This is a genomic window from Acinetobacter sp. WCHAc010034 (genome assembly GCF_001696615.3).
GTDB lineage: Bacteria > Pseudomonadota > Gammaproteobacteria > Pseudomonadales > Moraxellaceae > Acinetobacter.
On sequence record NZ_CP032279.1, the window covers coordinates 3,086,622 to 3,109,299 of the forward strand.

At 44.8% G+C, this 22,678-nt stretch carries 19 protein-coding genes, 1 tRNA gene and 2 pseudogenes; 10 read left to right on the forward strand and 12 right to left on the reverse strand.

Features of this window, described 5'->3' with window-relative positions; all coding sequences use genetic code 11:
• Positions 1-35 precede the first annotated feature (35 nt).
• Genes BEN74_RS16505 through BEN74_RS16535 form a run of 7 tightly spaced genes read right to left on the reverse strand, consistent with a single transcriptional unit; the run spans position 36 to position 7,326 of the window.
• Positions 36-695, reverse strand: a complete 660-nt coding sequence (locus BEN74_RS16505) for a methionine ABC transporter permease (RefSeq protein WP_068911645.1) — start codon at positions 693-695, stop codon at positions 36-38.
• Entirely contained in the window at positions 676-1,746 is a 1,071-nt protein-coding gene (locus BEN74_RS16510; protein ID WP_068911642.1) for a methionine ABC transporter ATP-binding protein, read from the reverse strand. Before BEN74_RS16510 ends, BEN74_RS16505 begins: the two co-directional genes overlap by 20 nt.
• A gap of 11 nt (positions 1,747-1,757) precedes the next feature.
• Complete coding sequence (locus tag BEN74_RS16515) at positions 1,758-2,594, reverse strand: MetQ/NlpA family ABC transporter substrate-binding protein (protein ID WP_068911640.1); 837 nt, start codon at positions 2,592-2,594, stop codon at positions 1,758-1,760.
• Between the two features lie 12 nt (positions 2,595-2,606).
• Positions 2,607-3,437, reverse strand: a complete 831-nt coding sequence (locus tag BEN74_RS16520; protein WP_068911638.1) for a MetQ/NlpA family ABC transporter substrate-binding protein — start codon at positions 3,435-3,437, stop codon at positions 2,607-2,609.
• A gap of 39 nt (positions 3,438-3,476) precedes the next feature.
• Positions 3,477-4,895 (reverse strand): LLM class flavin-dependent oxidoreductase, encoded by a 1,419-nt coding sequence (locus tag BEN74_RS16525; RefSeq protein ID WP_068911635.1) that lies wholly within the window; start codon positions 4,893-4,895, stop codon positions 3,477-3,479.
• Complete coding sequence (locus tag BEN74_RS16530) at positions 4,895-6,112, reverse strand: SfnB family sulfur acquisition oxidoreductase (protein WP_068911632.1); 1,218 nt, start codon at positions 6,110-6,112, stop codon at positions 4,895-4,897. The genes BEN74_RS16525 and BEN74_RS16530 overlap by 1 nt, the downstream gene beginning before the upstream one ends.
• Before the next feature lie 11 nt (positions 6,113-6,123).
• The gene (locus BEN74_RS16535) at positions 6,124-7,326 is read right to left on the reverse strand and encodes an SfnB family sulfur acquisition oxidoreductase (protein ID WP_068911655.1); all 1,203 of its coding nucleotides are present in this window, start codon (positions 7,324-7,326) and stop codon (positions 6,124-6,126) included.
• A 375-nt stretch (positions 7,327-7,701) separates the two neighbouring features.
• On the opposite strand from BEN74_RS16535, the gene BEN74_RS16540 reads away from it, so the two are divergent.
• Positions 7,702-8,466: a glutathione S-transferase family protein gene (locus tag BEN74_RS16540; RefSeq protein ID WP_068911652.1), complete on the forward strand. Its 765-nt coding sequence runs from the start codon at positions 7,702-7,704 to the stop codon at positions 8,464-8,466.
• A gap of 296 nt (positions 8,467-8,762) precedes the next feature.
• On the forward strand, positions 8,763-9,236 hold the full coding sequence (locus BEN74_RS16545; protein ID WP_068911630.1) for an Lrp/AsnC family transcriptional regulator: 474 nt from the start codon (positions 8,763-8,765) through the stop codon (positions 9,234-9,236).
• Positions 9,237-9,291: 55 nt separating this feature from the next.
• Here BEN74_RS16545 and BEN74_RS16550 read toward each other — a convergent pair whose 3' ends face one another.
• A complete protein-coding gene (locus tag BEN74_RS16550) occupies positions 9,292-10,041 on the reverse strand; it encodes a YebC/PmpR family DNA-binding transcriptional regulator (RefSeq protein ID WP_068911628.1) in 750 nt (249 codons plus the stop codon).
• Positions 10,042-10,146: 105 nt separating this feature from the next.
• Positions 10,147-10,716, reverse strand: coding sequence for a 1-acyl-sn-glycerol-3-phosphate acyltransferase (locus tag BEN74_RS16555; RefSeq protein WP_068911626.1), 570 nt, complete (start codon positions 10,714-10,716; stop codon positions 10,147-10,149).
• A gap of 764 nt (positions 10,717-11,480) precedes the next feature.
• Between BEN74_RS16555 and BEN74_RS16560 the strand changes: the two genes are divergently transcribed.
• A tRNA-Ile gene (locus BEN74_RS16560) sits at positions 11,481-11,557 on the forward strand.
• A 176-nt stretch (positions 11,558-11,733) separates the two neighbouring features.
• On the opposite strand, the pseudogene BEN74_RS19745 reads toward BEN74_RS16560, so the two are convergent.
• Positions 11,734-11,995: pseudogene (locus BEN74_RS19745) on the reverse strand (IS5/IS1182 family transposase); the annotation flags it as partial.
• A 104-nt stretch (positions 11,996-12,099) separates the two neighbouring features.
• Positions 12,100-13,011, reverse strand: a complete 912-nt coding sequence (locus BEN74_RS16565) for a hypothetical protein (protein ID WP_162898204.1) — start codon at positions 13,009-13,011, stop codon at positions 12,100-12,102.
• Between the two features lie 111 nt (positions 13,012-13,122).
• On the opposite strand from BEN74_RS16565, the gene BEN74_RS16570 reads away from it, so the two are divergent.
• The 5 genes from BEN74_RS16570 (at position 13,123) to BEN74_RS16590 (ending at position 20,766) form a co-directional block, all read left to right on the forward strand.
• Positions 13,123-13,332, forward strand: a complete 210-nt coding sequence (locus BEN74_RS16570) for a helix-turn-helix domain-containing protein (RefSeq protein WP_086374403.1) — start codon at positions 13,123-13,125, stop codon at positions 13,330-13,332.
• Between the two features lie 222 nt (positions 13,333-13,554).
• Positions 13,555-14,055: a transporter gene (locus BEN74_RS16575; protein ID WP_100249734.1), complete on the forward strand. Its 501-nt coding sequence runs from the start codon at positions 13,555-13,557 to the stop codon at positions 14,053-14,055.
• Positions 14,046-14,747, forward strand: coding sequence for an IS1 family transposase (locus BEN74_RS16580; RefSeq protein ID WP_005005861.1), 702 nt, complete (start codon positions 14,046-14,048; stop codon positions 14,745-14,747). The genes BEN74_RS16575 and BEN74_RS16580 overlap by 10 nt, the downstream gene beginning before the upstream one ends.
• A 60-nt stretch (positions 14,748-14,807) precedes the next feature.
• Positions 14,808-17,150: a hypothetical protein gene (locus BEN74_RS16585; protein WP_068912630.1), complete on the forward strand. Its 2,343-nt coding sequence runs from the start codon at positions 14,808-14,810 to the stop codon at positions 17,148-17,150.
• Between the two features lie 10 nt (positions 17,151-17,160).
• A complete protein-coding gene (locus BEN74_RS16590; RefSeq protein WP_068912636.1) occupies positions 17,161-20,766 on the forward strand; it encodes a hypothetical protein in 3,606 nt (1,201 codons plus the stop codon).
• A gap of 530 nt (positions 20,767-21,296) precedes the next feature.
• Here BEN74_RS16590 and BEN74_RS16595 read toward each other — a convergent pair.
• Positions 21,297-21,731 (reverse strand): annotated as a pseudogene (locus tag BEN74_RS16595) (IS5 family transposase); the annotation flags it as partial.
• 156 nt (positions 21,732-21,887) lie between these two features.
• On the opposite strand from BEN74_RS16595, the gene BEN74_RS16600 reads away from it, so the two are divergent.
• Both BEN74_RS16600 and BEN74_RS16605 read left to right on the forward strand, forming a co-directional pair.
• Entirely contained in the window at positions 21,888-22,178 is a 291-nt protein-coding gene (locus BEN74_RS16600) for a hypothetical protein (protein ID WP_068912626.1), read from the forward strand.
• A gap of 95 nt (positions 22,179-22,273) precedes the next feature.
• A complete protein-coding gene (locus tag BEN74_RS16605; RefSeq protein WP_068912633.1) occupies positions 22,274-22,573 on the forward strand; it encodes a hypothetical protein in 300 nt (99 codons plus the stop codon).
• The last annotated feature ends 105 nt before the right edge of the window (positions 22,574-22,678 follow it).

Below are 22,678 nucleotides of genomic sequence, written 5' to 3' on the forward strand. Positions count from 1 at the left end.
CCATGTTTATGAAAATGGCTTCAATTCAGCGTAATCTAGGCTTTGCGCTTGTCCAGCTGGCTGGAAATGGCATCTCCGGTGTACTGCACAAACATCACCAGAACCACCAGGACCGCAATCACGGCAAACATGATCTGCATGTCAAAGCGCTGATAGCCGTAGCGGTAGGCAATGTCGCCTAAGCCGCCGGCGCCAATCGCGCCGGCGATGGCTGATGAGTTGATCATGGTGACCAGCGTTACGGTAAATCCGGCCACAATGCCCGGCAGGGCTTCGGGCAGCAAAACATGCCAGATGATCTGCCGGCGGCTGCAGCCCATCGCCTGCGCCGCTTCAATCAGGCCCTGATCCACTTCGCGCAGGCTGACTTCCGCAATGCGCGCAAAGAACGGCGTGGCCGCCAGCGTCAGCGGCACCGCCGCCGCCCAGACGCCGTAGCTGGTGCCGACAATCCAGCGGGTAAGCGGAATCAGCGCCACCATGAGAATTAAAAAAGGCACTGAGCGGGTGATGTTGACCAGTCCGCCCAAAGCCTGATTGATGCTTTTTGAGGGATAAATGCCGTGTCCGGATGTGCTGACCAAAACCACCGCCAGCGGCAAGCCGGCTAAAAACGCGATCAGCGCCGATACGCCGACCATCAGCAGGGTGTCAATCGTTCCAGTGAGCAGTAAATCAATGAGCTGGTCGTGCATAGCCAAGTACCTCAATTTGCGCAATATGATGTTTAAGCCGCTGCTGCAGTGCGCCGATGTCCTGCTGCGCAGCCGGAACAGCGACAATCAATGCGCCAATTAAATGCTGCTGGATCGCGTCGATATGGCTTTGGTACAGCTGCACAGGGCCATCCAGCAGATCCAGAATTTCTTTTAAATCCGGCGGCTGGCTGACGGCGGCCGCATAGCGCAGCTTTAAAATCAGATGGGTGGAATGGGCATCCGGCAGCGCATGCAGGTCAAACGGCAAATCCAGCTGTTCCAGCTTCAGCAGTTCCTGCGTCAGCGGCTGCTGCGGCGCGGAAAAAACTGACCAGACCTGTCCAGCCTCAATGATTTCACCGCGCTCAATCACCACCACCTGGTCGCAGATTTCGCGGATCACCTGCATTTCATGGGTAATCAGCACAATGGTGATGCCAAGCTTGCGGTTGATTTCTTTCAGCAGAGACAGCACGGCAGCGGTGCTTTCCGGGTCCAGCGCGGACGTGGCTTCATCGCACAGCAGAATTTCCGGATGATGCACCAGCGCGCGGGCAATGCCGACCCGCTGCTTCTGCCCGCCGGACAGCTGCGACGGATAGTGATCGGCTTTTTCAGTCAGGCCCACCAGCTGCAGCACTTCATTGACCCGCGGCGCAATTTCCGCAGCGCTGCAGCCCGCGACTTTCAGCGGCAGCGCGACATTTTCACGGACAGTTTTGGCGGACATTAAATTGAAGTGCTGAAAGATCATGCCCATGCGCTGGCGCAGCTGAATCAGCTCTGCATGGTTCAGGCAGGATAAGTCCTGCTGGTGAATATGAATTGAGCCGCCGGAAATGGATTCCAGCCCATTCAGGGTGCGGATGAGCGAAGATTTCCCCGCGCCGCTTTTGCCGATGATGCCGAAAATTTTGCTTTCTGGAATATCCAGATTAATGTTTTTCAGCGCATGCACCGGCGTTCCCTGAACATCATAGTGCTTGTTTAAGTTTTTAATTTTGATGTGCGGCACGGCAAAATCCACCTGAGCGCCAAAACTGACCATCATCGTTCTCCTTATTTCCAGCCTTCAAACCACATGTTTTGACCAAAATCGCGGTCTAAAATGGCTTTTACTTTTGTAGAGTTCTGAAACGCTTTGACAAAGGTTTCGAGTTTCTTGCCTTCATCGGCATAGTCTTTGCGGGTGACAAATAAAATGGCGTACTTTTTATCCGCAGGGTCTAAGAATAAGGCGCTGTGCGGGTCGGCTTTTTTCGCCATATTCAGATAATGCGGGAATCCGAAAATCAGGTCGGCATCATCATAGGCCAAAGCTGTTTGCGGGCCTTCCACTTCCAAAAAGCGCAGCTGTTTCGGATTGGACACAATATCCTGCAGGGTGGAAAGCTGATTGCCGATGTCCCTGATCTGGATCAGGCCGGCGCGGTGCAGCAGAATCAAGGCGCGCGCGGAATTGACCGGATCGCTGGGGATGACCACGCGCGCATGCTGAGGCAAATCCGCCAAAGCTTTATATTTTTTGGAATATAAGCCGACATGGCTGCCGCTTCCGGCAGCGAAAGCGTGCAGGTCATAGCCGGTTTGCTGAATGGCGTTGGCCAGAAACACGCTTTGCTGGAAAAAGTTGGCGTCAATATCGCCATTCTGCACAGCCACATTCGGCGCCTGCCAGTCAGAAAATTCAATCAGCTCGACATTGATGCCCTGCGCCTTGACATCGTCCGCCACGCTTTTCAGCAGTTCGGCATAGGGCGGGCTGATGCCGATTTTCAGCGTATTGCTGTGCTGGGCGGAATTGACCCAGCGGTAAGCGGCCAGCCCGATGACGAGTACAGCCGCCGCGGCGGCAATCGCCCAGAGTTTTGCATTGTTCTTTATGCGCTTAGACATGAGGCAGCCCCTTTATTTCCAGCCCGGGAACCAGAGCTTGGCGCCGAAGTCTGCGTCCAGAGCCTGCTTGACTTTCGGGGAGTTCTGGTAGATGTCGACAAATTTCCGCAGCTTGCCGCCTTCGTCCTGATAGCCTTCCTTGACCGCGAATAAAATTGCAAAGCGCTTGTCGGTGTTGGAGTCAAACAGCAGGGCGCTTTCCGGGTCAGCAGTTTTGGCCATGCGCAAATAGTGCGGGTAGCCGAAGGCCAGATCAGCATCGTCAATCGCGCGCGCAGTCTGCGGACCTTCAACTTCGGTGAACTGCAGTTTTTTCGGATTGGCTGCAATGTCTTTCAGGCTGGACAGGTAATTTTCCGGGTTTTTCAGCGTGATCAGCTTGGCCTGCTGCAGCAGCTGCAGGGCGCGGCCCTGATTGACCGGATCATTCGGAATCACCACTTTGGCGCTTTCCGGCAAATCTTCAAAGCGCTGGTATTTTTTGGAATATAAGCCGACATGCGTGGCAGCGCCGACATCAAAAGCCTTGATTTTAAAATCGGTTTCTTTTTTTGCATTGTCTAAAAAAGGCTGATGCTGGAAAAAGTTGGCGTCAATGTCGCCGTGATTCAGGGTAATGTTCGGCGTGTTCCAGTCGGAAAATTCCACCAGCCTGACATGAATGCCTTGCTGTTCCGCTTCCGCCGCCGCAGCCTGCAGCGGTTTGGCGAATGAGGGGCTGATGCCGATCACCAGTTCCTGATTTTCCGGTTTTTTATGCTGTGTCCAAATCGCTAAGCCAATAATGGCGATGGCCGCAATGACCCCGATAATGGCCAGCTTGGATTTTGCGCTTTGCGCCATGATGCACCTCATAGATGAATTAATACTGTTTTGCTTGGATCAAGCCAGTTGTTTTTGAATGTTTTCAGCGGCGGCGGATGGCTTTGAGGCCGCACATCGGAACTGCTCTGCGGGATGGCTGGCCGGCAGGCGGTCGCCTTGATTGAACAGCTTGCTGCGCAGGCTGCCGGCTGCATATTCGGTTTTGTAGCGTCCGCGCTGCTGCAGTTCAGGAATCACCAGCCGGATGAAGTCCCGGTGCGATTCCGGCGCAACGGTGCGGGTCAGGTTGAAGCCGTCAATGCCGGTTTCATCCAGCAGCTGGATCAGCTGTTCGGCAACTGAAGCGCCGCTGCCTGCAAGCAGCGGATAGCGCCCGCCCAGAATGTGCTGCGCTTTTAAATCATTGCGGGTGATCTGCTGTTCTTTGAATTTCTGATTGACCGAAGCGATGCTGTTGGTGCGCTGATAGGGGATGGCCTGATCATCCGCAAAGCGGGAAAGGTCAATGCCCACGGAGCTGGAATAATGCGCCAGGCCGGCTTCCGGGCTGGCGTAGCGGATGTATTCCGCCAGTTTTTCCTGCGCCAGCACATCGGTTTCGGCAGTAACGGCAGTGATGCCGAGGAAAATCTTAACTGCCGCGCGGCCCTGTTCCCGCGCTAGGCTGCGGATTTTATCCACTTGAGCTTTGATTTTTTCCGGCTTGTCGCCGCCGATAAAGACCGCTTCTGCATGCCGGGCGGCGAACTGCAGGCCGCGCGGCGAAGCGCCTGCCTGAAACAGCACCGGCGTGCGCTGTACAGACGGCGAAACCTGAAACACGCCTTGGCTTTGGTAGTATTTTCCAGCATGCTGAATCTGATGCACTTTGGCCGGATCGGTGAAAATGCGCCGCTGCTTGTCCTTGCGCACAGCATCATCCTGCCAGGAGCCTTCCCAGAACTTGTAGCAAAGCTCAAGGAATTCTTCGGCCTGCGCATAGCGCTGGTCGTGGTCTTTCAAGCCTTTCTGCCCAATCAGCCGTTCCGCGCTGTCCAGATAGCCGGTGACAATATTCCAGCCAATCCGCCCTTGGGTCAGATGGTCTAAGCTGGCAAAGCGCCGGGCAAACTGATACGGCAGCTCATAGCTGAGATTGACCGTCACGCCAAAGCCCAGATGCTGCGTCACGGCGGCCATGGCGGACACCAGCGTGCTGGGATCGTGGCCCGGCAGCTGAATCGATTCTTTCAGGGTTAAATCAAGATTGCCCTGATAGACGTCATATACGCCGGTAATGTCCGCCAGAAACAGGCCGTCAAACAGGCCCTGTTCCAAGGTCTGGGCCAAATCTGTCCAGTAGCTCAGTTCATTGAAGCGGTGCGATTCATCGCGCGGATGCGTCCAAAGGCCGTGGTTGATGTGGCCGGCGCAATTCATGTCAAAGGCATTCAGCAGGATTTTTTTCGCCGCGGCCGGCGTTGCAGAATTGGTCATTACAGGGTCCCCCGGCGCGGCGGCAGTACGCCGTTCAGCAAGAAATTGGCGATGAAATAGTATTTCCAGCGTGATGCGTCATGCAGGGTATGCACGCGGGCATTGCGCCAGAAGCGGTCCAGCCCGTCGGCGCGCTGGCTGCCGCGGCTGCCGGCCAGTTCAATCAGTTTGGATGAGGCTTTCAGCGCGGTTTCCGTGCTGTGTGCGCGGACTTTGGCGACATCCAGAGAGGCTTTGGCAATATTGGCGGCTGAGGGCTGCGGGCGGGCAGCGTCAATAGCGCGGGCAGCCTGCTTCAGCAGGACTTCGCTGGCGCGCACATCGGCAATGATTCTGCCCAGTTCATACTTGGTCAGCGGGTCATCGGCAGCCGTGTCTGCGCCGGAGTCAATCCAGGGCCGGGCCTGGCGCACGCGCGCAAGGGTTTCCTCAAAAGCCGCGCGGGCAATGCCGGTTTCAATTGCGGCGTGCATAAGCTGCGCAAAAGGGCCGACCAAAGTCGGTTCGGAAAACGCCGTGTCAAAAGGAATCACATCTTCCGCGCTGACCGCGACATGGCTGAATTTGACGGTGCCGCTGCCGGTGGTGCGCTGGCCAAAGCCAGACCAGTCATCAATCAGTTCCAGGCCTTGGCTTTCACGCGGGATGAAGGCTAAAAACTCGCGGCCGTCAGCATCCTTAACCAGCGCTGGAATGCGGTGCGCAAACAGGCTGCCGGTGCAGTAGAATTTTTCACCATTAACCTCAAAGCCGGCGCCTGCCTTATGAATGGAAGCCTGCTTCTGCGAAGCCGTTTTGGTTTTAAATTCCGCCAGGGCATTGCCGAAGCGCGCGCCGTTCAGCACTTCGGCATACAGCTTGCGTTTCCGCTGTTCGGTTCCGGTATTGCGCAGGACTTCCAGCGCATAAAAATGGTTTTGCGGAATCTGGCCAATTGAGCCGTCTGCGCCGCTCATCAGGGCGATGACCTGAGCCACGGTATAGCTGGAGGCCTCGGCGCCGCCGTATGCTTTGGGCACGGTAATGGCCCACAGCCCAGACTGGCTGTAAGCCTCAATTTCCTGAAAGGGCAGCAGCCGCTGCGCATCGCGCTGGACGGCGCCGGCTTTAAACTGCTCCGCCAAGTTCTGCGCAATTTCAAGGGCTTCAGCATCGGACTGAATAATATGCGCCGGCGTTTGGCGCTGAAACGAAACCGGATTTTGAAATGAAGTCATGAGGGTTGTCCTTAAATCCAGGCATGGCGCGCAGGCAGCGCGCCGTTGAGGTAATAGTCGCCCAGCGCGTGCAGCTTCCAGCGCACCGGGTCATGCAGGGTATGCACGCGGGCATTGCGCCAGTGCTGATCAAAATTGTGGATGCTTAGGCTGGAGCGGCTGCCGCCGAGTTCCGGCAGCTTTTCCGCAATATGCAGGGCCGCGTCATTGGCGTAGATTTTGGCTTCCGCCACCAGAATCGAGGCTTTGGCCGCCTGCTGTTCACTGATGGCCGGCAGCTGATCCAGCTCATCCAGATATTCGGCGGCTTCGTCCAGCAGCAGAACCGCGGCGTCCAGCAGCACCGCGGACTTGCCGACTTCCTGCAGGGTGTAGTGCTCATGGCTGGCCTTGGCGGCGTTGGCGTCGGCAACCGGGCGCGCTTTATGCACGGCAGCCAGCGTGTCGGCAAACGCCGCTTCCGCAATGCCGACATCAATGGCCGCCTGCAGCAGCTGCGAATAGGCGCCCCGGCAGTTGGGCTGGGCGGCGAGCTGGCGCTCATCAAAAATTAAAAACGGGTCAATTTCGGCACGCTTCAGCTTGACCGTGCCGCTGGAGGTGGTGCGCTGGCCAAAACCGTCCCAGTCATCTGTAATTTCTACGCCTTGCGCCTGGCTGCTGATCAGGGCCAGCACCGTATGGCCTTCAGGATGAATGGCTTTAATTGCCAGCCAGTGCGCGAAGCTGCTGCCGGTCGAATAGAATTTTTCAGCGTCAATGAAATAGCGGCCGTTTTCAATGCGCAGCGCGGCGGCCAGGGTTTTAGTGTCTTTGGTATGGCGTTCGGGGCCGCCATTGGCCAGGCGCTTGCCTTGCAGGATTTCATTGAAAATAAAAGCTTTCTGCTGCTCTGAGCCGATCAGGTCAATCAGATGCAGCAGGCTGATTTGATTTTGCGGAATCTGCCCCACGCTGGAATCGGCTTTATTTAAAATCCGGAATACCTGCGCCAGAACTTTATGGGAAACATAAGCGCCGCCGAATTTTTGCGGAATGCGCATGCCGCCCAGCCCGCGGCGGCTGAACAGCTCAATTTCGGCAAAAGGGAGCAGGCGCTGCTGATCGCGCTGATTGCGGCCTTCCAGCGCATAATCGGCAACCTGGTATGCGGCATTGATAGCATCTTGGCCGTTTTCAAGAATATGAACATTTTCGGCAATTAAACGAGACATAATGACACCTTTTCTAGATATCAAAACGCTACTGAAATTCAGCCCAGAAATTAAATGCGCGATTGTTATTTCATTATCAGAATCTGTGTTTAGGAAAAATCCTGCTGGCGATTGAACTGAAAATGATAAATTAACCATTTGAATTAAAAAGCTATATTGTAAAATACTGTTTTCCGCGCCGCAGGCTTCCGGGCGCTTTATCTGCATTTAAGATATTCAAGCGGGAAATAGAGATAACCGGCAGCGCGCGGGCGGGTGGCTAAACTTTGCATCTGCAGTGAAAAGGATATTGTTTTTCTAAAACGGTGTGACTAAAGTATCCAACTAAAATACTTGGCTTTGCTGCGCCAGGTGAAAAATAAATTCGGAGCGTTTATGCGTACTTTATACCAGTTTCCACTCTCGCATTTTTGTGAAAAGGCGCGCTGGCTGCTGGACCACAAAGAGCTGGAATATATTGCGCATAATTTGATGCCTGGCGTGCACCGCGCCTTTGCGCAGTTGAAAACCGGACAGAATAAATTGCCGATCCTGCGCGATCAGGAGCAGTGGATTGCGGATTCTACGCAAATTGCCCTGTATCTGGATGAGCATTATCCGGAACACGCGCTGCTGCGCTCAGACCCGGAGCTGCGCCAGCAGGCGCTGGAAATTGACCGCCTGTCGGTAGAGCTGGGGCGGCATGTGCGCCGCTGGGGGCTGTCGCATGTTCTGGCCGAAAGCGATGAATCTCTGGATATCCTGATTGGCGAAAAGGGCTACCTGCGCCAGTTTGAAAAATATTCCAAGCCGATTATTAAAGCCCTGGTGTCCAAAGGCTACCAGCTGGATTCAGCCAAAGTGGAGCAGTCTAAAAGCGCCATGCAGGATTTGATTGCCGAGCTGAATGCGCGCCTGATTCAGCAGGGCGGGCGCTATTTTGCCGGCGACCGCCTGGGCCTGGCCGATATTGCGGTCTGTTCAATGCTGGCGCCAATTCTGGAAATTGCCGGCACGCCTTGGGAAAAGGAATATGCGGACAACCGCTCCGAAGAGTTTAAAGCCTATAAGGCCTATCTGACTGGACTGCCGCTGGGCCAGTATGTAATCCGCATCTATCAGACCGAGCGCAATGCCCGCGTTGACTGGCGCGGGGTGTAAAGCGGCGGTGAATGCCTTGGCAGGGCAGCCGGACGTTGCAAAAGCTGCCTGCCCGGGCGGCTGAATCCACGCCCTGCAGGCCTGCGCCTGAGAAAATATTCTAAATAATTTGCAAATGCTCCATTATTTTTTTATATATGAACAATACATGAAAATAATTTTGAAAAATTGCGGACTTATTTATATTGAATGTTTAATGGCCAGCGGCCTGAAATGCATCCGGTATATGCGTCTGCGCTGAAAAATGAATAACTGAATTGGCTGCTGGATTGATTCAGCAGGCAATGGAGCGAAGAATGGAATTGGACCGTTTTGATAAGCAGATACTTGAAATTTTAACGCATGAAGATCTGAACCTGAATGAACTTTCAGAGCGCATTAATCTTTCGGTCAGCTCGGTGCACAGGCGCATTAAGCATTTGATTGACACCAATATTATTACCGGCCTGAAGCGCGACATCAACTATCAGAAGCTCGGCTTCAGCCTGCATGTGATTCTGCAGGTATCGCTCAGCAAGCACGATACGGACACCTTTGCCAAGTTTCTGGAAGAGCTGGAAAGCATTCCGGAAGTGATCAATGCTTTTTTAGTGACAGGGCAGTCCGCCGATTTTTTAGTGGAAGTGGTGGCGCGCGATATGGAAAATTACAGTGAAATCCTGCTGAAGCGCATTGGCAAGATTGAGCATGTGGTGGCGCTGCATTCCAGCTTTGTAATTAAGGAATATAAGCATGTCTTTAACTGCAGCGGCCTGCTGAGCAGGGTTTAAAGAACAGCGCATAAAAAAACGCGCTGTTCAGCGCGTTTTTTCAGCAGTCAAAGCATCAGTCTTCAAGCTGAGCCAATACTTCATCTGTAAATTCAACGTTAGTATAGACGTTCTGAACATCATCCAGATCTTCAAACATATCAATCATTTTCATGATCAGTTTGGCCTGATCCACATCATTGATTTCAGCCTTAGTCGATGGGCTCATCACCACTTCCGCATTGTCTGACTTTAAGCCGGCAGCATGCAGGGCATCCTGAACATCGCCGAAAGATTCCGGTGTTGTCACAACGACAATTTCAGTTTCGCCGACTTCAATGTCTTCTGCGCCCGCTTCCAAAGCCACGTCCATGATTTTATCTTCTAAAGATACATCTTCAAAAGTAATCTCACCGCGCTTGGTGAACAGATAGGCTACAGAACCCGCCGTGCCTAAGTTGCCGCTAGTTTTAGAGAAGCAGTGGCGCACATCGGGAACGGTGCGGTTCAGGTTGTCAGTCATAGTTTCGATCAGCACTGCAACACCGCCAACGCCGTAGCCTTCATAGGTTACTTCTTTTAAGTCGTCGTTGTCTTCACCGCCTGCGCCGCGCTGAACGGCGCGGTTGATGGTGTCGCGCGTCATGTTTACCGACAGCGCTTTTTCGATTACGGCGCGTAAACGCGGGTTGCTTGCGGCATCAGGGCCGCCTAATCTGGCAGCAGTCGTTAATTCACGGATATATTTCGTGAAAACTTTACCGCGGCTCGCATCTTGTTTAGCTTTGCGGTGCTTAATATTGGCCCACTTGGAATGACCCGCCATGCGAAATATGCTCCTTGTAGATTGGCCTTATGCCGATCAGATTGTGCAAATTCTACCATAAGCCCTTTTTTTTGATAAAGGGCCTGCTTTCGAGTTTTTAAACAATTAAAGCGGGTTTTTCGGTTCCGGGATAATAATATCCAGCCCGACATTTTCTTTATACAGCTTTTTCATCAGCGCAAGATCATGATCCAGCTCGGTCGGATAGATTTTGCCGAAAATGCCGCCTCGCTTGGTTTTAGAGTTGGCGTACATCAGCACAATCGGCACGCCGGCGGCTTTTGCGATATGCCAGAACCCGGTGCGGATTGGCCTGCGGGCTTCACCGCGCTCGGCACGGGTCGCTTCAGGCGCAATCACCAGATTGAATTTGGCGTTCTGTTCAAAATGCCCGACCATTTGCGCGACAATGTCCTTGCTAGACTTGCGGTCTACAGGAATGCCGCCCAAGGTATTCAAAATGGGCTTTAAAGGCCCTTTAAACAGTTCTTTTTTAATCAGGATATGAATTTTAAGGTCATAGATTTGAAACAGCGCGAGAGACAGCACGGCATCCATCATTGAGGTATGCTCAAAGCCGACAATGACCTGTTTGTCTTCCAGCACGCCAGGCGTGACTTCATAGCGCCAGCCCGCCAGTTTGAAAGAGGTTTCACCAATAAATTTTTTCAGCATACAAAAGCAAAGGCTATCAGTCACAGAGAGCGCTAATTTCTGCCTGTTTTTGCCGGCAGTCAATAGTCAATACGCCTAAGCCGACAAATAAAATACAGCTGTAGAGGAAATGGCGCGGGATTCTGGCCGAGGCCTGCTTAGACCTTAAATGGCTAAGTGAAGGTTAAATAATAGAAATAAGATCTTAACTGATATTAATTAAGTATTAAAAAACCGCTTTTATGGCTATGCACGGCAGCAAGCACGCATTAGACTTTAGTCGCAGGCTGGAAGAGGGAACGGCCTGCATTTTGTTCTGTTGCATGGTTCGCGGAGACTGAAGAAATGACCTATATAACGGCTTTTCTGTTTGCATTGCTGCTATTGGCTGCGGTTGTTTTGTGGTCGCTGTTTGAGTTTTATGCGGAAGTTAAAAAACAGCGCCAGTTTGAATGAAAGGCTGGTTTCTGCATGAGCTGTGAATATACTGGACTGCATTTATTTCTTTTTACTATGTTTTTGAAGCGTATACTGATGCGCTTTAATTAATATTTAAAAGCTATAATTTGAATAGTTTTTATGTTTTGGCTTCCCGCTTTTGGCTGCTTGCCTAAAGCGGGCTGTTCTTATTTTGAGCAGAAAGCCTGCTGTTGCATTGGCCTGTTTTTAGAGTTGCTGTGATAGTGTGCAAGCGGGATGAAAAGTGCTTGTGTTTTGAAAAAATCTTCGCTAGTATTCTCAGTCGGTTGAACTTACTTATTGATAAGTAACAAGTTCAGCATATAGGGCCTATAGCTCAGTTGGTTAGAGCAGCGGACTCATAATCCGTTGGTCGACAGTTCAAGTCTGTCTGGGCCCACCATATAAAACAACCACTTAGGTGTATTAATCCTAAGTGGTTTTTTTGTTTTTAGATTCTGGTAAGCAAATGGTAAGCGGAATGAATCAACATTATTTTCAATTGGTTCTGATAAACAAAGGATTTAAAGATAGAGTTTTCTGTAGGTAATCAAATTCAAGTGACAATGTGGTGGGTATGGGGCGGCCTAATATCGTAAATTTATTTAAGACTGTCACACGTGTATGAATCCCTTTGGCTTGACTGTCAAAATCCCTAGCACTGAGTTTATCGTTTAATAATTTGATGCAATGCATTTTTGTTTCAACCAAGTTACGCCGTTGATACCTTAGACAATTTTGTCCAAATGCTTCTCCGTAGACGATTTAGCATTTTCAATAACTTATTTCTCTCTGTAAATTTCATTCGCTTAATTTTCCAATAACTAGCATTTGATCCAGGTTGCATAGTCATAGAAAAAACTGTACTTTTTCTTGACCTGTATAACATTTGCAACGTTGGGTGGAGATATTAGACACTCCTTTACTTAGTTCTATGCATAGATTTTAATTGTGAGTTTCAGTTTTATTTTTTGGGATATACGATATGATGTGGAAAGGAAAAAAATCATTAAAGTTAAGGGTGATTATATCATTTGGATCAGTAGCAAATTTCGCATTCAATATTAAAGAATCAGAATAAGAAATGTAAATTTCTTTATTTTCTAATTTTTTTGATATAACAGAGTTTTTACTTAAATTATATTCAGATATATATGAGTTCATTCGAATATCACTTTTCCAATTAGTACCTCTTAGCTGGCGCCAATTTATATTAGTGACTTCAGCTATAGTCAAGCCTTTATAAGTTATTTTTTTTATTTTATCGAAAATAATGTCGAATAAAAAAATGTGAGATCTATACAGATAGTTAATATTTAATAAGAAAGTTGTTAAGTTTTTTTCAAGAGATTGAGCACAATAATTACACAATTGATGATTGTTAATAATTAATCCCCATTGATATAAAAGATAAATAGCATAAATAGCATCAAGATTTTTAAAAGAAGAAATTTTGTTTAATATTGAATATGATATTGGTTGTGGAGAATACATTCCTTCACATATTACATATTCGCGAATATCTAAAGCTAAATTGTGCATTTCGCTTATAATTTTATCTGAATTTAGTTCAATACTTTCAATATTCCAAATGGGATGTTCAATAATATCGGTTGCACCAGGTATAATTTCCTCAGAGCTCTCTTTCCATGATTTTTGAGGTGTAGATAAACCAAATTTATATTTTTTAAATAATTTATCTTCAGGTGAATGTCTAGAATTTGAATACATGAATTTATAAAACTGGTATTCATTTGTTATTTTTAAATCCTTCAATTTTTTAGCTTCATTGAATAAATAATCATACCAAGTAATTGTTTTGGCATATTCCAAAATACCGCGAGCTCTGCGTCCCAAATTTTGCTACTCCATACTAAAGCTGGGGTAAAGTTATTTTAAAATTATACTTCTTTTCTATCCCCTTCGGAATATGTTTTTATAACTATAAATCATCCTAAAGAGAAAAAAATGACGTTTAAGCATAAACATAAGCCGATTACAAATGATCGGCTTTTATTGACCACTAGAGAGACAGCTAGGCTTTTAGGGTATGCAGAACAGACTTTACGTAAGTGGGCTTTATATGAAAATGGCCCAATTAATCCTATTCGGCATGGACGTACTCTTCGTTGGAGTAAGGCGGAAGTCTACAAATTTGCTTGCTTAAAAGAAGACTGATTTTGAAGATGGTATGGGCTAATTGCTCATATCTATTCACTAGATTGCTTACCGAGTTAGGTAAATCTAAAGGCTAACTGAGAGTTCATTCGGAATGTATGAGACGGCTTTAAAACTTAATTCTAACTATTTTTCACCTTTGAAAACTCAATATTTTGAGAATATATAAGAGCCTGCAAGGTCAGGATTAGGTGAGATGGTGAAGATAGAAAAATATTGAACATGCAAAAAAAATCATTTGAAGTCCTGACGAAACTCAGAGCAGTTTTGATATTAGATTTACCAGATTTTATTCATGTATTTATATTGAATTTAAAAAACAAGCTGGATGTTTATATCAAAAAAACCTTGAAAAAGGATGCTAGAGCCAATCAAGTGATTGATGAATTTGAGATCCTGAAATGGTTAATCCACAACATTTCTCTAGATCTTAAGCAGATCCCAAAGCACAAACATAAACAGATACACGCCTTGCTTTTTAGCTGTTTTTTTACTCAATTGTCCGATGCCTTGGTTCTGCAGTTATCTCAACATATGAGGATAGATCGACATCCACAGCGTTGTGTTCAATTGAGTGCCAGCACCTATAAAAAATATTTCAAGTTGCATAAAGACTTGAACCTCAAGTTAGAGCAAAACCTAACTTTCAATTTTGGTGGTGTATCAAAAAGTATGCTAAAAAAAAGCAGGTTGAATTTTGATAAAATAGAGAAATGCAAATAACTCTAGAAATCAAATGTCCAACCTGCCTCAGTGACAGTATAAAGAAAAATGGCATCAAAGTAGATGGGAAACAAAACTACCAATGCAAAGACTGCAAACGTCAGTTTATTGGTGACCATGCTCTGAGCTATCTAGGATGTAATTCTGGCATTACTCGTAAAATATTACAGTTAATGGTCAGAGGCAGCGGTATACGAGATATCGCTGAAGTTGAGCGCATTAGTATCGGTAAAGTCTTACGGACTTTAACTGAATCGGCCTATCAAATTCAGCCTAAACAAAGTCATTATGAATCTCTCGAAGTAGATGAATTCTGGACTTTTGTTGGAAATAAAAATAATAAACAATGGCTTATTTACGCCTACCATCGAGAAACAGGTGAGATTGTTGCTTATGTTTGGGGTAAGAGAGATTTAGCTACAGTCCAAAGGTTGAAGACAAAGCTTAAACAATTAGGTATTCACTACACCCGAATTGCAAGTGATCATTGGGACAGTTTCATCACTGCTTTTAAAAACTGCAAGCAAAGTATTGGTAAGTTGTTTACTGTAGGAATTGAAGGTAATAATTGCAAAATAAGGCATCGAATAAGGCGTGGTTTTAGAAGAAGTTGCAATTTCTCCAAAAAGCTTGAAAACCATTTTAAAGCCTTCGACTTAACCTTCTTTTACATCAATAATGGCTTCATTTAATGTCAGCATACTTTTTAAAACACCACCTCAATTTTTACCCTAAAAAATTATGGTGATTTTATGAGTCAAAATGATAAATCGTCAGAGTTAGACGAAGAAACCAAATTATTGGAAGAATGGGTCAATCAGTCCCTGAGCGAAAAAAAACAAATTTTGAATCAGCTCCTGGCGCAAGATCAGCAGGCACAGGAACTGTATGCTGCTGCTCACGAGATACATGTGGTGATTAAAAATAATCGGATGGTGACACAACAGAAATTATTGGCAGGCTTAACGCAATGGGCTAAAAGTGCATCTATAGGACAACTAAACGACCAACAAAAAGCAGCATTCATCTATTCCTATCTTTGGACTGCAGTCTTGTGTGAAATACTGAAGAGAATCTTCTGTTTAGAGTCTCAGACTGAAAAGACTGAAAAGACTGAAAAGACTGAAGAGACAGAAAAACGGGTTATTTTACATCAGTGTAAAAATAACAATAAGATCAATACAGTCGCTTATGATTTAAAGCTTTTGTTGCAAAAGCAGTTTTCCTACGCTAAGGAAAATGAACAACTGTATGCAGACATCACACAAAAACTCCAGGGGATGGATGAACTTGATGCCGTTGAACTCAAAGATTTTTTAGAGCAGCAAGCGTTAAAACAAACCTTTGAACAACTCAATTTGGGCCGTCATATCCAACAATTTATTATTGTGTGTAATGAACTCATCAAGTCCGGGTTAAATTCATCAGGAATCAATGTTCAGGCTTTAATTGACAACATTAAAAAGGGCATGACCTATAAATCTGATTCTGGTACATCATCGTTGGATGTGGAGAATGAGGATACTGGTCTAGATACGGACGCCAATATTTCTGATCCTGAACAGGATGAGATTGCCAAGCGGGAGAAGGAGATTTTTTCTTATGACCAGCAGAAAAATCAGGAACAGCTTGAAAAGCAGGAAAAGCGAATTCAACGACGTAATTTACCCTATAAAACGAGTCCACTTTATTTGAAACCCAGTTTACTACATCAGGCCTATCAGCAATTGCAGGAATGTTATCAAGAAAAGATCAGCAAAGATCCATATCAATCGTCTTTAGCTGTATGTGGTCTGATGTGTCTCTTGACGGGTCTGAGTCCAACGGTCTTTCAAAAGGTTGAGGATTTGATTGAGGGTGGCAGAATCAAAGAAAAATCAATCAACAAAGTCATTCATTATTACTGGGTGATTGATCCCAAGCTTAATGCCAATCATTCCGGTGCCATGGAGGATAAAACACAGCGTTATAATCGAGCCTTAACTCTAGAATGGTATATTCCAGTACCATGGATCACTAGTTTAAAGGCTTTAGAGAATTTAGAGCAAAGTGAATTTTGTGCGATTCAATATAATAATTTTTTGCGGGAAGTCTTTAAAGAGTATCAGATTGGTGAAATCACCTGCGGGATGTTAGAGCGACAAATCTATTTCCATCTGGATATGGAGACTGGTGATAACCTGGTCGCACACTTGTTGGCTAATCGAGATACTCATCATATCGTGCAATGGAACTATGAAGGGCGTCAGATCGATCAAATCGACCAGCATTTTCAAGGCTATATCAATGTTCTATTAGACCGTAGAAAAGGTGATCCATGGATTGAGCATGAACACCCTGGTTATATTTTTCATCGTGAGGAACGTATCGGCAGTCAGCGCTGCTGGACTATAGAGGCCGCGAGTGAATTTTTTAATCAGCTTTATCATTCTGTCAAAAACACCTTGGCGAACGCTCAAGCGAATCGGATCGAGAAGCTGAATGCTTACAGCATTTGGATGTGGCATCTTTCCTTAATCTGCCTGACGGTGCGTCCAATAGTCGGCATGCCGGGGTTACTGAAACATTACGATCCTAAGGCACAACTGCTTTACGTGCATGATAAAAAAACTGATTCACGAAAAGTAGGACGTCCTGTTCCTGTTGCAGGCTACTGGCAGGATCATTTCAATGCGTATCGAAAATATCTGACGCAAACCATCGAATCACTCGGGATAAAAAGTTTGCAAGCGCAACTAGAAAACGATGGTTTTATACTCTATGTCATCTCACATTCTCGCATCAAGTCCAAGAAACGTCCGGTGAATCTTGCGGAAGTCGCAGATCATCTGGAGTTGCAGCCCATGTCTGCTGATTTTGTCACGAATTACCTTAAAGAGACCGTGCAGATTTATAAAAACTGGCCAAGGCATTTCACTAAAAATCATCTCGCCCTGAGTGGTGACATTCACAATACGCTGTATGCCCATGATAAGCAGAGCATGGGATTCGCGCATATTTCTGGATTAAGTCCTTATCTCTACAAAAAAGACATTCAGCAACAAATTGAAAGCTTGCTCAACAAGCTAGAAATCACAAAGCTTGAAGTGCTTTAAAGGATCAACTGTGTCTGATACATCACTCGATCAATCGATCATTACGCAATTAGAAAATGCCATTCAAAGCGGAATCGCAGACATTTTTAAGGAAATTTCTCAGCTGATTACTGCGACATATATAGATGTAAATTCTGCCCCTGATCAAATTGATTTTAAACGCCTTGATCAACAAATTTTGGATAAGTTTACTGTCTATAGAACAGTTTTAGAGCAGCTCTGCCAAACATCTAAATTGAAGGTGCATGCTGCAGCGTACTTTAAAATTTGTTTTAAACAGGTGAAACGGTTTAGTCAGGAGAGCAATCAGCAGTGGCAAAAGGATTACCCTTCCTATGCCCAAAGCTATGAGATTAAGTTGCCAGATTGGACAGTCTACGCAGCTAAACGCTATGACAATGTTTTTTCTGACTGCAAACTACAGCAGGGCATTATGCTTGCCGAGGTAAAAGAAAAACTGTATGTGAATTGGGCGGATTATCTCAAACAACAAACCCAAGGTATCCTCTTAGACTCTACGGCCAAAGAGCAACAAAAATTAGTGAATACCTTGTTTGAATGTCTGTGTATTTCATTAATTTTTGATCAGGGGTGTATTCAACCTGAACGGTTGATGGCCATTCATGATGCGATTTTTGAAGTGAACCTGGATAGTGGCTTGCTCCCGATTTATTCAGGTGCGCAAAAGGTTCAAAAGGCTTATGTCTTTTCATGTACATTGCCCTCGACAAAGTATGGCAACATCTATCAGCAGTATGGTGAGAAAGAGGCGGAGTTATGGCAAACTCAGCACATCTATTTCAATGCCTTTGCGGTGCTATGTTACAGAAGGATCCAGCAGCTACTCAATGGACCACAAGCGTATGAATTACAAAACACGTCACCATTGCAGTGCTGGGAAAAAGAATATAGTGAGGCTGAAACGCCGATGCAGCGTGAAGCCTTACTGCTGAAAAGACTCAAAACACATTTCAATAATGTGCTGAATCCGGAAAAGGAAGAGGATACAGGGAAGGAGAAGGATGGGACAGCCTCTAAAAAATCGCCTGAGGAAGTACGAATTGAACAGCTTGATCATCACGTGCAGCTGTTTTTAAAAGGTCTGGAAAAAACTGGTTTTGCCATTTTTAAACATATGGATTATGTCTTGTGGCAAGAGATTCCCGATTTGGATGTGTTCAGCACCAGTGTACTGAACAATCAGATCATCACTTCGCCTTTAATCTATCAGCAGTATACACAGCTCTATGATCAACCCGATCGCTGGAAAACCATTCAAGCCAAAATCAAAAATCTTGAAAAAAATCCTCCCGCTTTAGACTTGGAGATGCCTACAGTTACGGTCAAAACGTTTCATGATCGACGCATTGGTAAACGACATAATCTGAAATCCTGGCTTTTATCTTTTCATCAGGGCATCAAACTCAAAAAGCTCGAGGATCAACTCCAAGAATGCATCCAAAAATCCGAGGACTATAAATCTGCTTATGAAGCTGGAAATGGCGAGTATCTGGATTATGTGGTTGCCATTGCACATTTACGCATATGCCAGTGGTTAAAAGGCGAATTTGTTTATCAAGAGAAGACGGGAAAAAGCGTCCTTAAGGTCTCGACGATCCAACGTTACTATGGCAGTTTCGTACTTAACCTGCTTTATTATGTCCTAGAACAGCAGCTCAATCTAGAAACCGCTACCGAGGATCAGTTTGAGGAAATGTACCGCACGATTGTTGAAGAAAAACTGCTGAATGATCAGGGGAAACAGAAACAAACCGCTAAAACCAATAACAATAAAAAACACAATACCTCCGGTGATGCCTTCGACCGGCTGAAAGCCTTCCACCAGTACTTGGTTCATAAACATCGTGCACCCATTGTGCAATATTTATATGAACGCCAAAGTGATGGCTTATTTTTGAAAACCAGACTGATTAGTCCTCAGATGTTTGGATGGATGATGCGAATTCTTAGAGAGTATCCAGCGGCTCTAGGCCTGACCGAGCAGGATGCAACCTGTCTGCAATGGGTCTATATATTGGCATTTAGACTGGGCTTACGTATTGATGAGGCTGCCAGGATTTGTATCGATGATTTTGTATCTCCACAGCTGCGTAAACATCCGGACAATCGACAGCTTTATTATGTATTCGAATTTCCTTCGGATCAGCAGAATGGTGATCGGTCTGACCAGAAAAGGAATAAAACAACGGGTGATATCGATGATCTAACCCTCAGGATTCGTCTGAATTCAGAGCGTGGTCTGAAAAGTGACAATGCCAACCGCCAGTTTGATTTGGCTTATTTTTTAGCACCGGACGAATTTACAGGGTTCTGTCGCTTTTATCAAAACCTGTTACCTGGCTCTAAAGCGGCTGCAGCCGTTCGTAAAAGAAAAACCAAACAACTTTTTATGCTGGGTGAACAACCCTTATCCAGTACAAATTTATCCACACTTACCCAGCAGCTGTTTAATGCTGTATTGGGAACAAACGATCATCAATATACCTTTCATGCCTTCAGGCATAGTACCGCTTCACATTTGGCTATCCTGTTAAAAGGCAGCAGAGCACTGGTACGTTATTTTACTGACTATGATTCCGATTCAAATTCTAGGTTTGGACGTGAGCTTAAAAAGCACATTTTGCCCAATATTAAGGATGCTTCATCGCATAGTGCCCAGGCCTGGTCTCGACTCGCGCATTTGATGGGGCATGAAGACATTCGGATGACTGCTAGACAATACCTACATCATCTACAGATCCTGATTGCTGACATGTTTTATCAAGCCAACCGTGAATATTCACCCCAACTGATCAAAGCATTATTAGGAAATAGTCAGTTGATGTGTTGCGGCTTCAAAATTGAATTTCAGTCAAATGAAAGAGACATTTTAAAATCGATGAAGAAATCTCATCACCTTCCACAAATTGATCGTCAATCTGATGCATTCCAAAACCAACAACAGCAAAAACGGTCTCAAAAGCAAAAACCACCTCAACAGCAGGATAAATTTTTATACCGTAAAATATTTTTAGAGCATTACCGAAAGTGGAGAGAAAGAGATAAATGCACAACGATTGATGTTGACTTCTTGAAGTTGATTAAATCGATCAGTCAACCCTCTATGATCTACACCAAGCAGGTAAAAAATGAAGGTAACAGTGTGGATTATATTGGTTCCACTTGGGATAGACTTGAAAAATGGTCAGATCAATATCGGATTGATCAACCTTTTAGGTTAAATGAAAATGTAACCCAGAAAGATCTTAAACATTTCCTTTCCTGTTTAGAAAATAACATTTCATTGGTAAAAGATCGTCCTGTTTTAACCTTTAAGGTATCCTGTGAAAAAGATCTGAATGACTACCATAAGTTTATAGATTGTATTGATAAAATCTATTCAGAAGGTACATCATATTTAGAATGGGAGCAACCTGATTCAAATATATTGAATGATTTAAAAGAGGGTAAAATCAAAATAATAAAATATGTAATCCGTAATAATAAAATACCAAAAGATAATCATTTTATTCAAAAGATGCTGTTGCAAAGCATTTTTTATAAGGTGAAAGAGCATCAAGAACGTCCCAAAAAGATAGCTCAGGGTTCTACCTGAGGTTACGCATACGAACGGAAATCTTTTAAAATTAAAGTAAATAAAAACAAATAAATATTGTTGTTTTGAATTTTTTAGTTTTATCTTCCTCCGTGTTTTTTGAAAAAACCCGGGTTTTAGCTCTCAAAAACTGGGTAAATAAGGGTGGAAATCTTATCCCCATTTTTAGCCTTTTTTGAGCATTTTTTATTCAGAATCGGAAATTTCCTTGAGAATTAATGTCATATTCAATTTACGCTAAAATTAATAAAATGATCTGGAATTATTATTCATCTGAATAATATATTTTACTGGTAGTAAAAGGATTAATTTGGTTTAATATTAATCTATATTAAATAGGTTTTTAAGAGTTCTGGAAAGCTAATTGAAGAGTTGATTTTAATTAAAGATTTTTTAGTATTTTTAAAATGATGATTCTAGTTTTTAATTTAGCTAAGAGGAAATTTTTTTAACATTTTAGTGGCTTGGTTGTATAAAGATTAGAAAGATAGAGCTACTCTAAACACTATAAATTTAATATATAACTCCTCCAATAATTTGATGCAATCCATCTTAGTTTCCATCAATCTTTTTAGATGATAACCTGACCACTTTTTCCAAAGCGTTCTTCCTAGACGTTTGACTGTTTTTAATAATTCATTCCTCTCTAAAAATCTCAATTTCTTGTCTTTCCAGGGTTTTACATTTTTTCTTGGCGGAATAACAGCATGTGCCTGACGATCTGCAATCACCTGTCTGCAGTATTTCGTATCATAGGCTCCATCGGTATAGACGGATTCAATTTGCTCATCAGAGGGAATTTGATTTAGCAAATCACCAAGGGCTTGTGAGTCACTGATATTATTCGTTGTGAGCTGTACAGTCCGTATTTGCAGAGTTTTAGCATCTATTTCAATGTGGAGCTTGCGCCATTGACGTCGATATTCAGGTTGATGTTTCTTACGTTTCCATTCACCTTCACATAGTTTGTGTTTTGAAATTTTGAATCAATCAATTGTTTGAATTTTTTAGGTAGTATATAAGAGTTGTCAAATGGTGTAATGCAATTGAAATAATAATCACAGCGTTAAATAATTTAACAGGTTTAAGAGTGCGATTTCAAAAAAATGGAGGCGGACTAAATGAAGCATACGTATATAGATGTAGATCATTGTATTCAAGAGGCTTTACAAGGGAATATTGTCCACTTAAACGATAATTTATATTTTTTAAGTGCTGAAACAGCCTTACAGCAAGTCCTTATACCTGAGCATGTTTGCTATACAGCACCATACTGGATCATTGGATATGAGTTGCCTAAACCGATTCAAAATAAACAGGAATTAGAGTCATTATTTGCATGGCATAACTTTTTTGCTGAATTTGCTAGCAATGCTGATGAATTTAAAGATTTTAACCCCAGAGATGAGTAATGAACTTTTATAGTGTGTCATCCGCTATAGTTTTTAAATTCATCAGTGTGAGTACATGATAACTTCAGTATTAACTGGATATGAAAGGATTATTTGTGAGTAGAAGTGTAAAGAGGCAACTCAGTTTTTTTCTCATCGTACTTTGCGGAGTCATTACTTATATTTATATAGCTACTCGTCAAGTGGAAAATACGGAATTGAATTCCAGCGTTCAAGAGCGTGAGCGAGCATTTATGCAAAAACGAGCTGAATACATAAAAAATTATGGCGAGACCAGTATTGCGGAGCAAGAGATTAAGCAAGAATTGGCATTTAGAAGGGGGCATGCTTTAATGAATAGTTCATCTTCGTATCAGAGTGTTGAAGAGCAAGACCTTGAGCAATCTGTAAAGTGAGGTAAGTATTATGGTAGATTGGATTGTTTCTGAAGAGAGTGCAAACATAACCGCTGAATCCGCAGTAAAAAAGCAGCAAGATGAAATAATAAAAGAGGTGGTGTA

What these genes read in the sequence shown, in the direction of transcription:
- BEN74_RS16510 (WP_068911642.1), bottom strand. Translation starts at nt 1,746, where the DNA reads ATGGTCAGTTTTGGCGCTCAGGTGGATTTTGCCGTGCCGCACATCAAA.
- BEN74_RS16520 (WP_068911638.1), bottom strand. Translation starts at nt 3,437, where the DNA reads ATGGCGCAAAGCGCAAAATCCAAGCTGGCCATTATCGGGGTCATTGCG.
- BEN74_RS16505 (WP_068911645.1), bottom strand. Translation starts at nt 695, where the DNA reads ATGCACGACCAGCTCATTGATTTACTGCTCACTGGAACGATTGACACC.
- BEN74_RS16525 (WP_068911635.1), bottom strand. Translation starts at nt 4,895, where the DNA reads ATGACCAATTCTGCAACGCCGGCCGCGGCGAAAAAAATCCTGCTGAAT.
- BEN74_RS16580 (WP_005005861.1), top strand. Translation starts at nt 14,046, where the DNA reads ATGCAAATAACTCTAGAAATCAAATGTCCAACCTGCCTCAGTGACAGT.
- BEN74_RS16540 (WP_068911652.1), top strand. Translation starts at nt 7,702, where the DNA reads ATGCGTACTTTATACCAGTTTCCACTCTCGCATTTTTGTGAAAAGGCG.
- BEN74_RS16535 (WP_068911655.1), bottom strand. Translation starts at nt 7,326, where the DNA reads ATGTCTCGTTTAATTGCCGAAAATGTTCATATTCTTGAAAACGGCCAA.
- BEN74_RS16555 (WP_068911626.1), bottom strand. Translation starts at nt 10,716, where the DNA reads ATGCTGAAAAAATTTATTGGTGAAACCTCTTTCAAACTGGCGGGCTGG.
- BEN74_RS16545 (WP_068911630.1), top strand. Translation starts at nt 8,763, where the DNA reads ATGGAATTGGACCGTTTTGATAAGCAGATACTTGAAATTTTAACGCAT.
- BEN74_RS16585 (WP_068912630.1), top strand. Translation starts at nt 14,808, where the DNA reads ATGAGTCAAAATGATAAATCGTCAGAGTTAGACGAAGAAACCAAATTA.
- BEN74_RS16550 (WP_068911628.1), bottom strand. Translation starts at nt 10,041, where the DNA reads ATGGCGGGTCATTCCAAGTGGGCCAATATTAAGCACCGCAAAGCTAAA.
- BEN74_RS16515 (WP_068911640.1), bottom strand. Translation starts at nt 2,594, where the DNA reads ATGTCTAAGCGCATAAAGAACAATGCAAAACTCTGGGCGATTGCCGCC.
- BEN74_RS16530 (WP_068911632.1), bottom strand. Translation starts at nt 6,112, where the DNA reads ATGACTTCATTTCAAAATCCGGTTTCGTTTCAGCGCCAAACGCCGGCG.
- BEN74_RS16570 (WP_086374403.1), top strand. Translation starts at nt 13,123, where the DNA reads ATGACGTTTAAGCATAAACATAAGCCGATTACAAATGATCGGCTTTTA.
- BEN74_RS16600 (WP_068912626.1), top strand. Translation starts at nt 21,888, where the DNA reads ATGAAGCATACGTATATAGATGTAGATCATTGTATTCAAGAGGCTTTA.
- BEN74_RS16575 (WP_100249734.1), top strand. Translation starts at nt 13,555, where the DNA reads ATGCAAAAAAAATCATTTGAAGTCCTGACGAAACTCAGAGCAGTTTTG.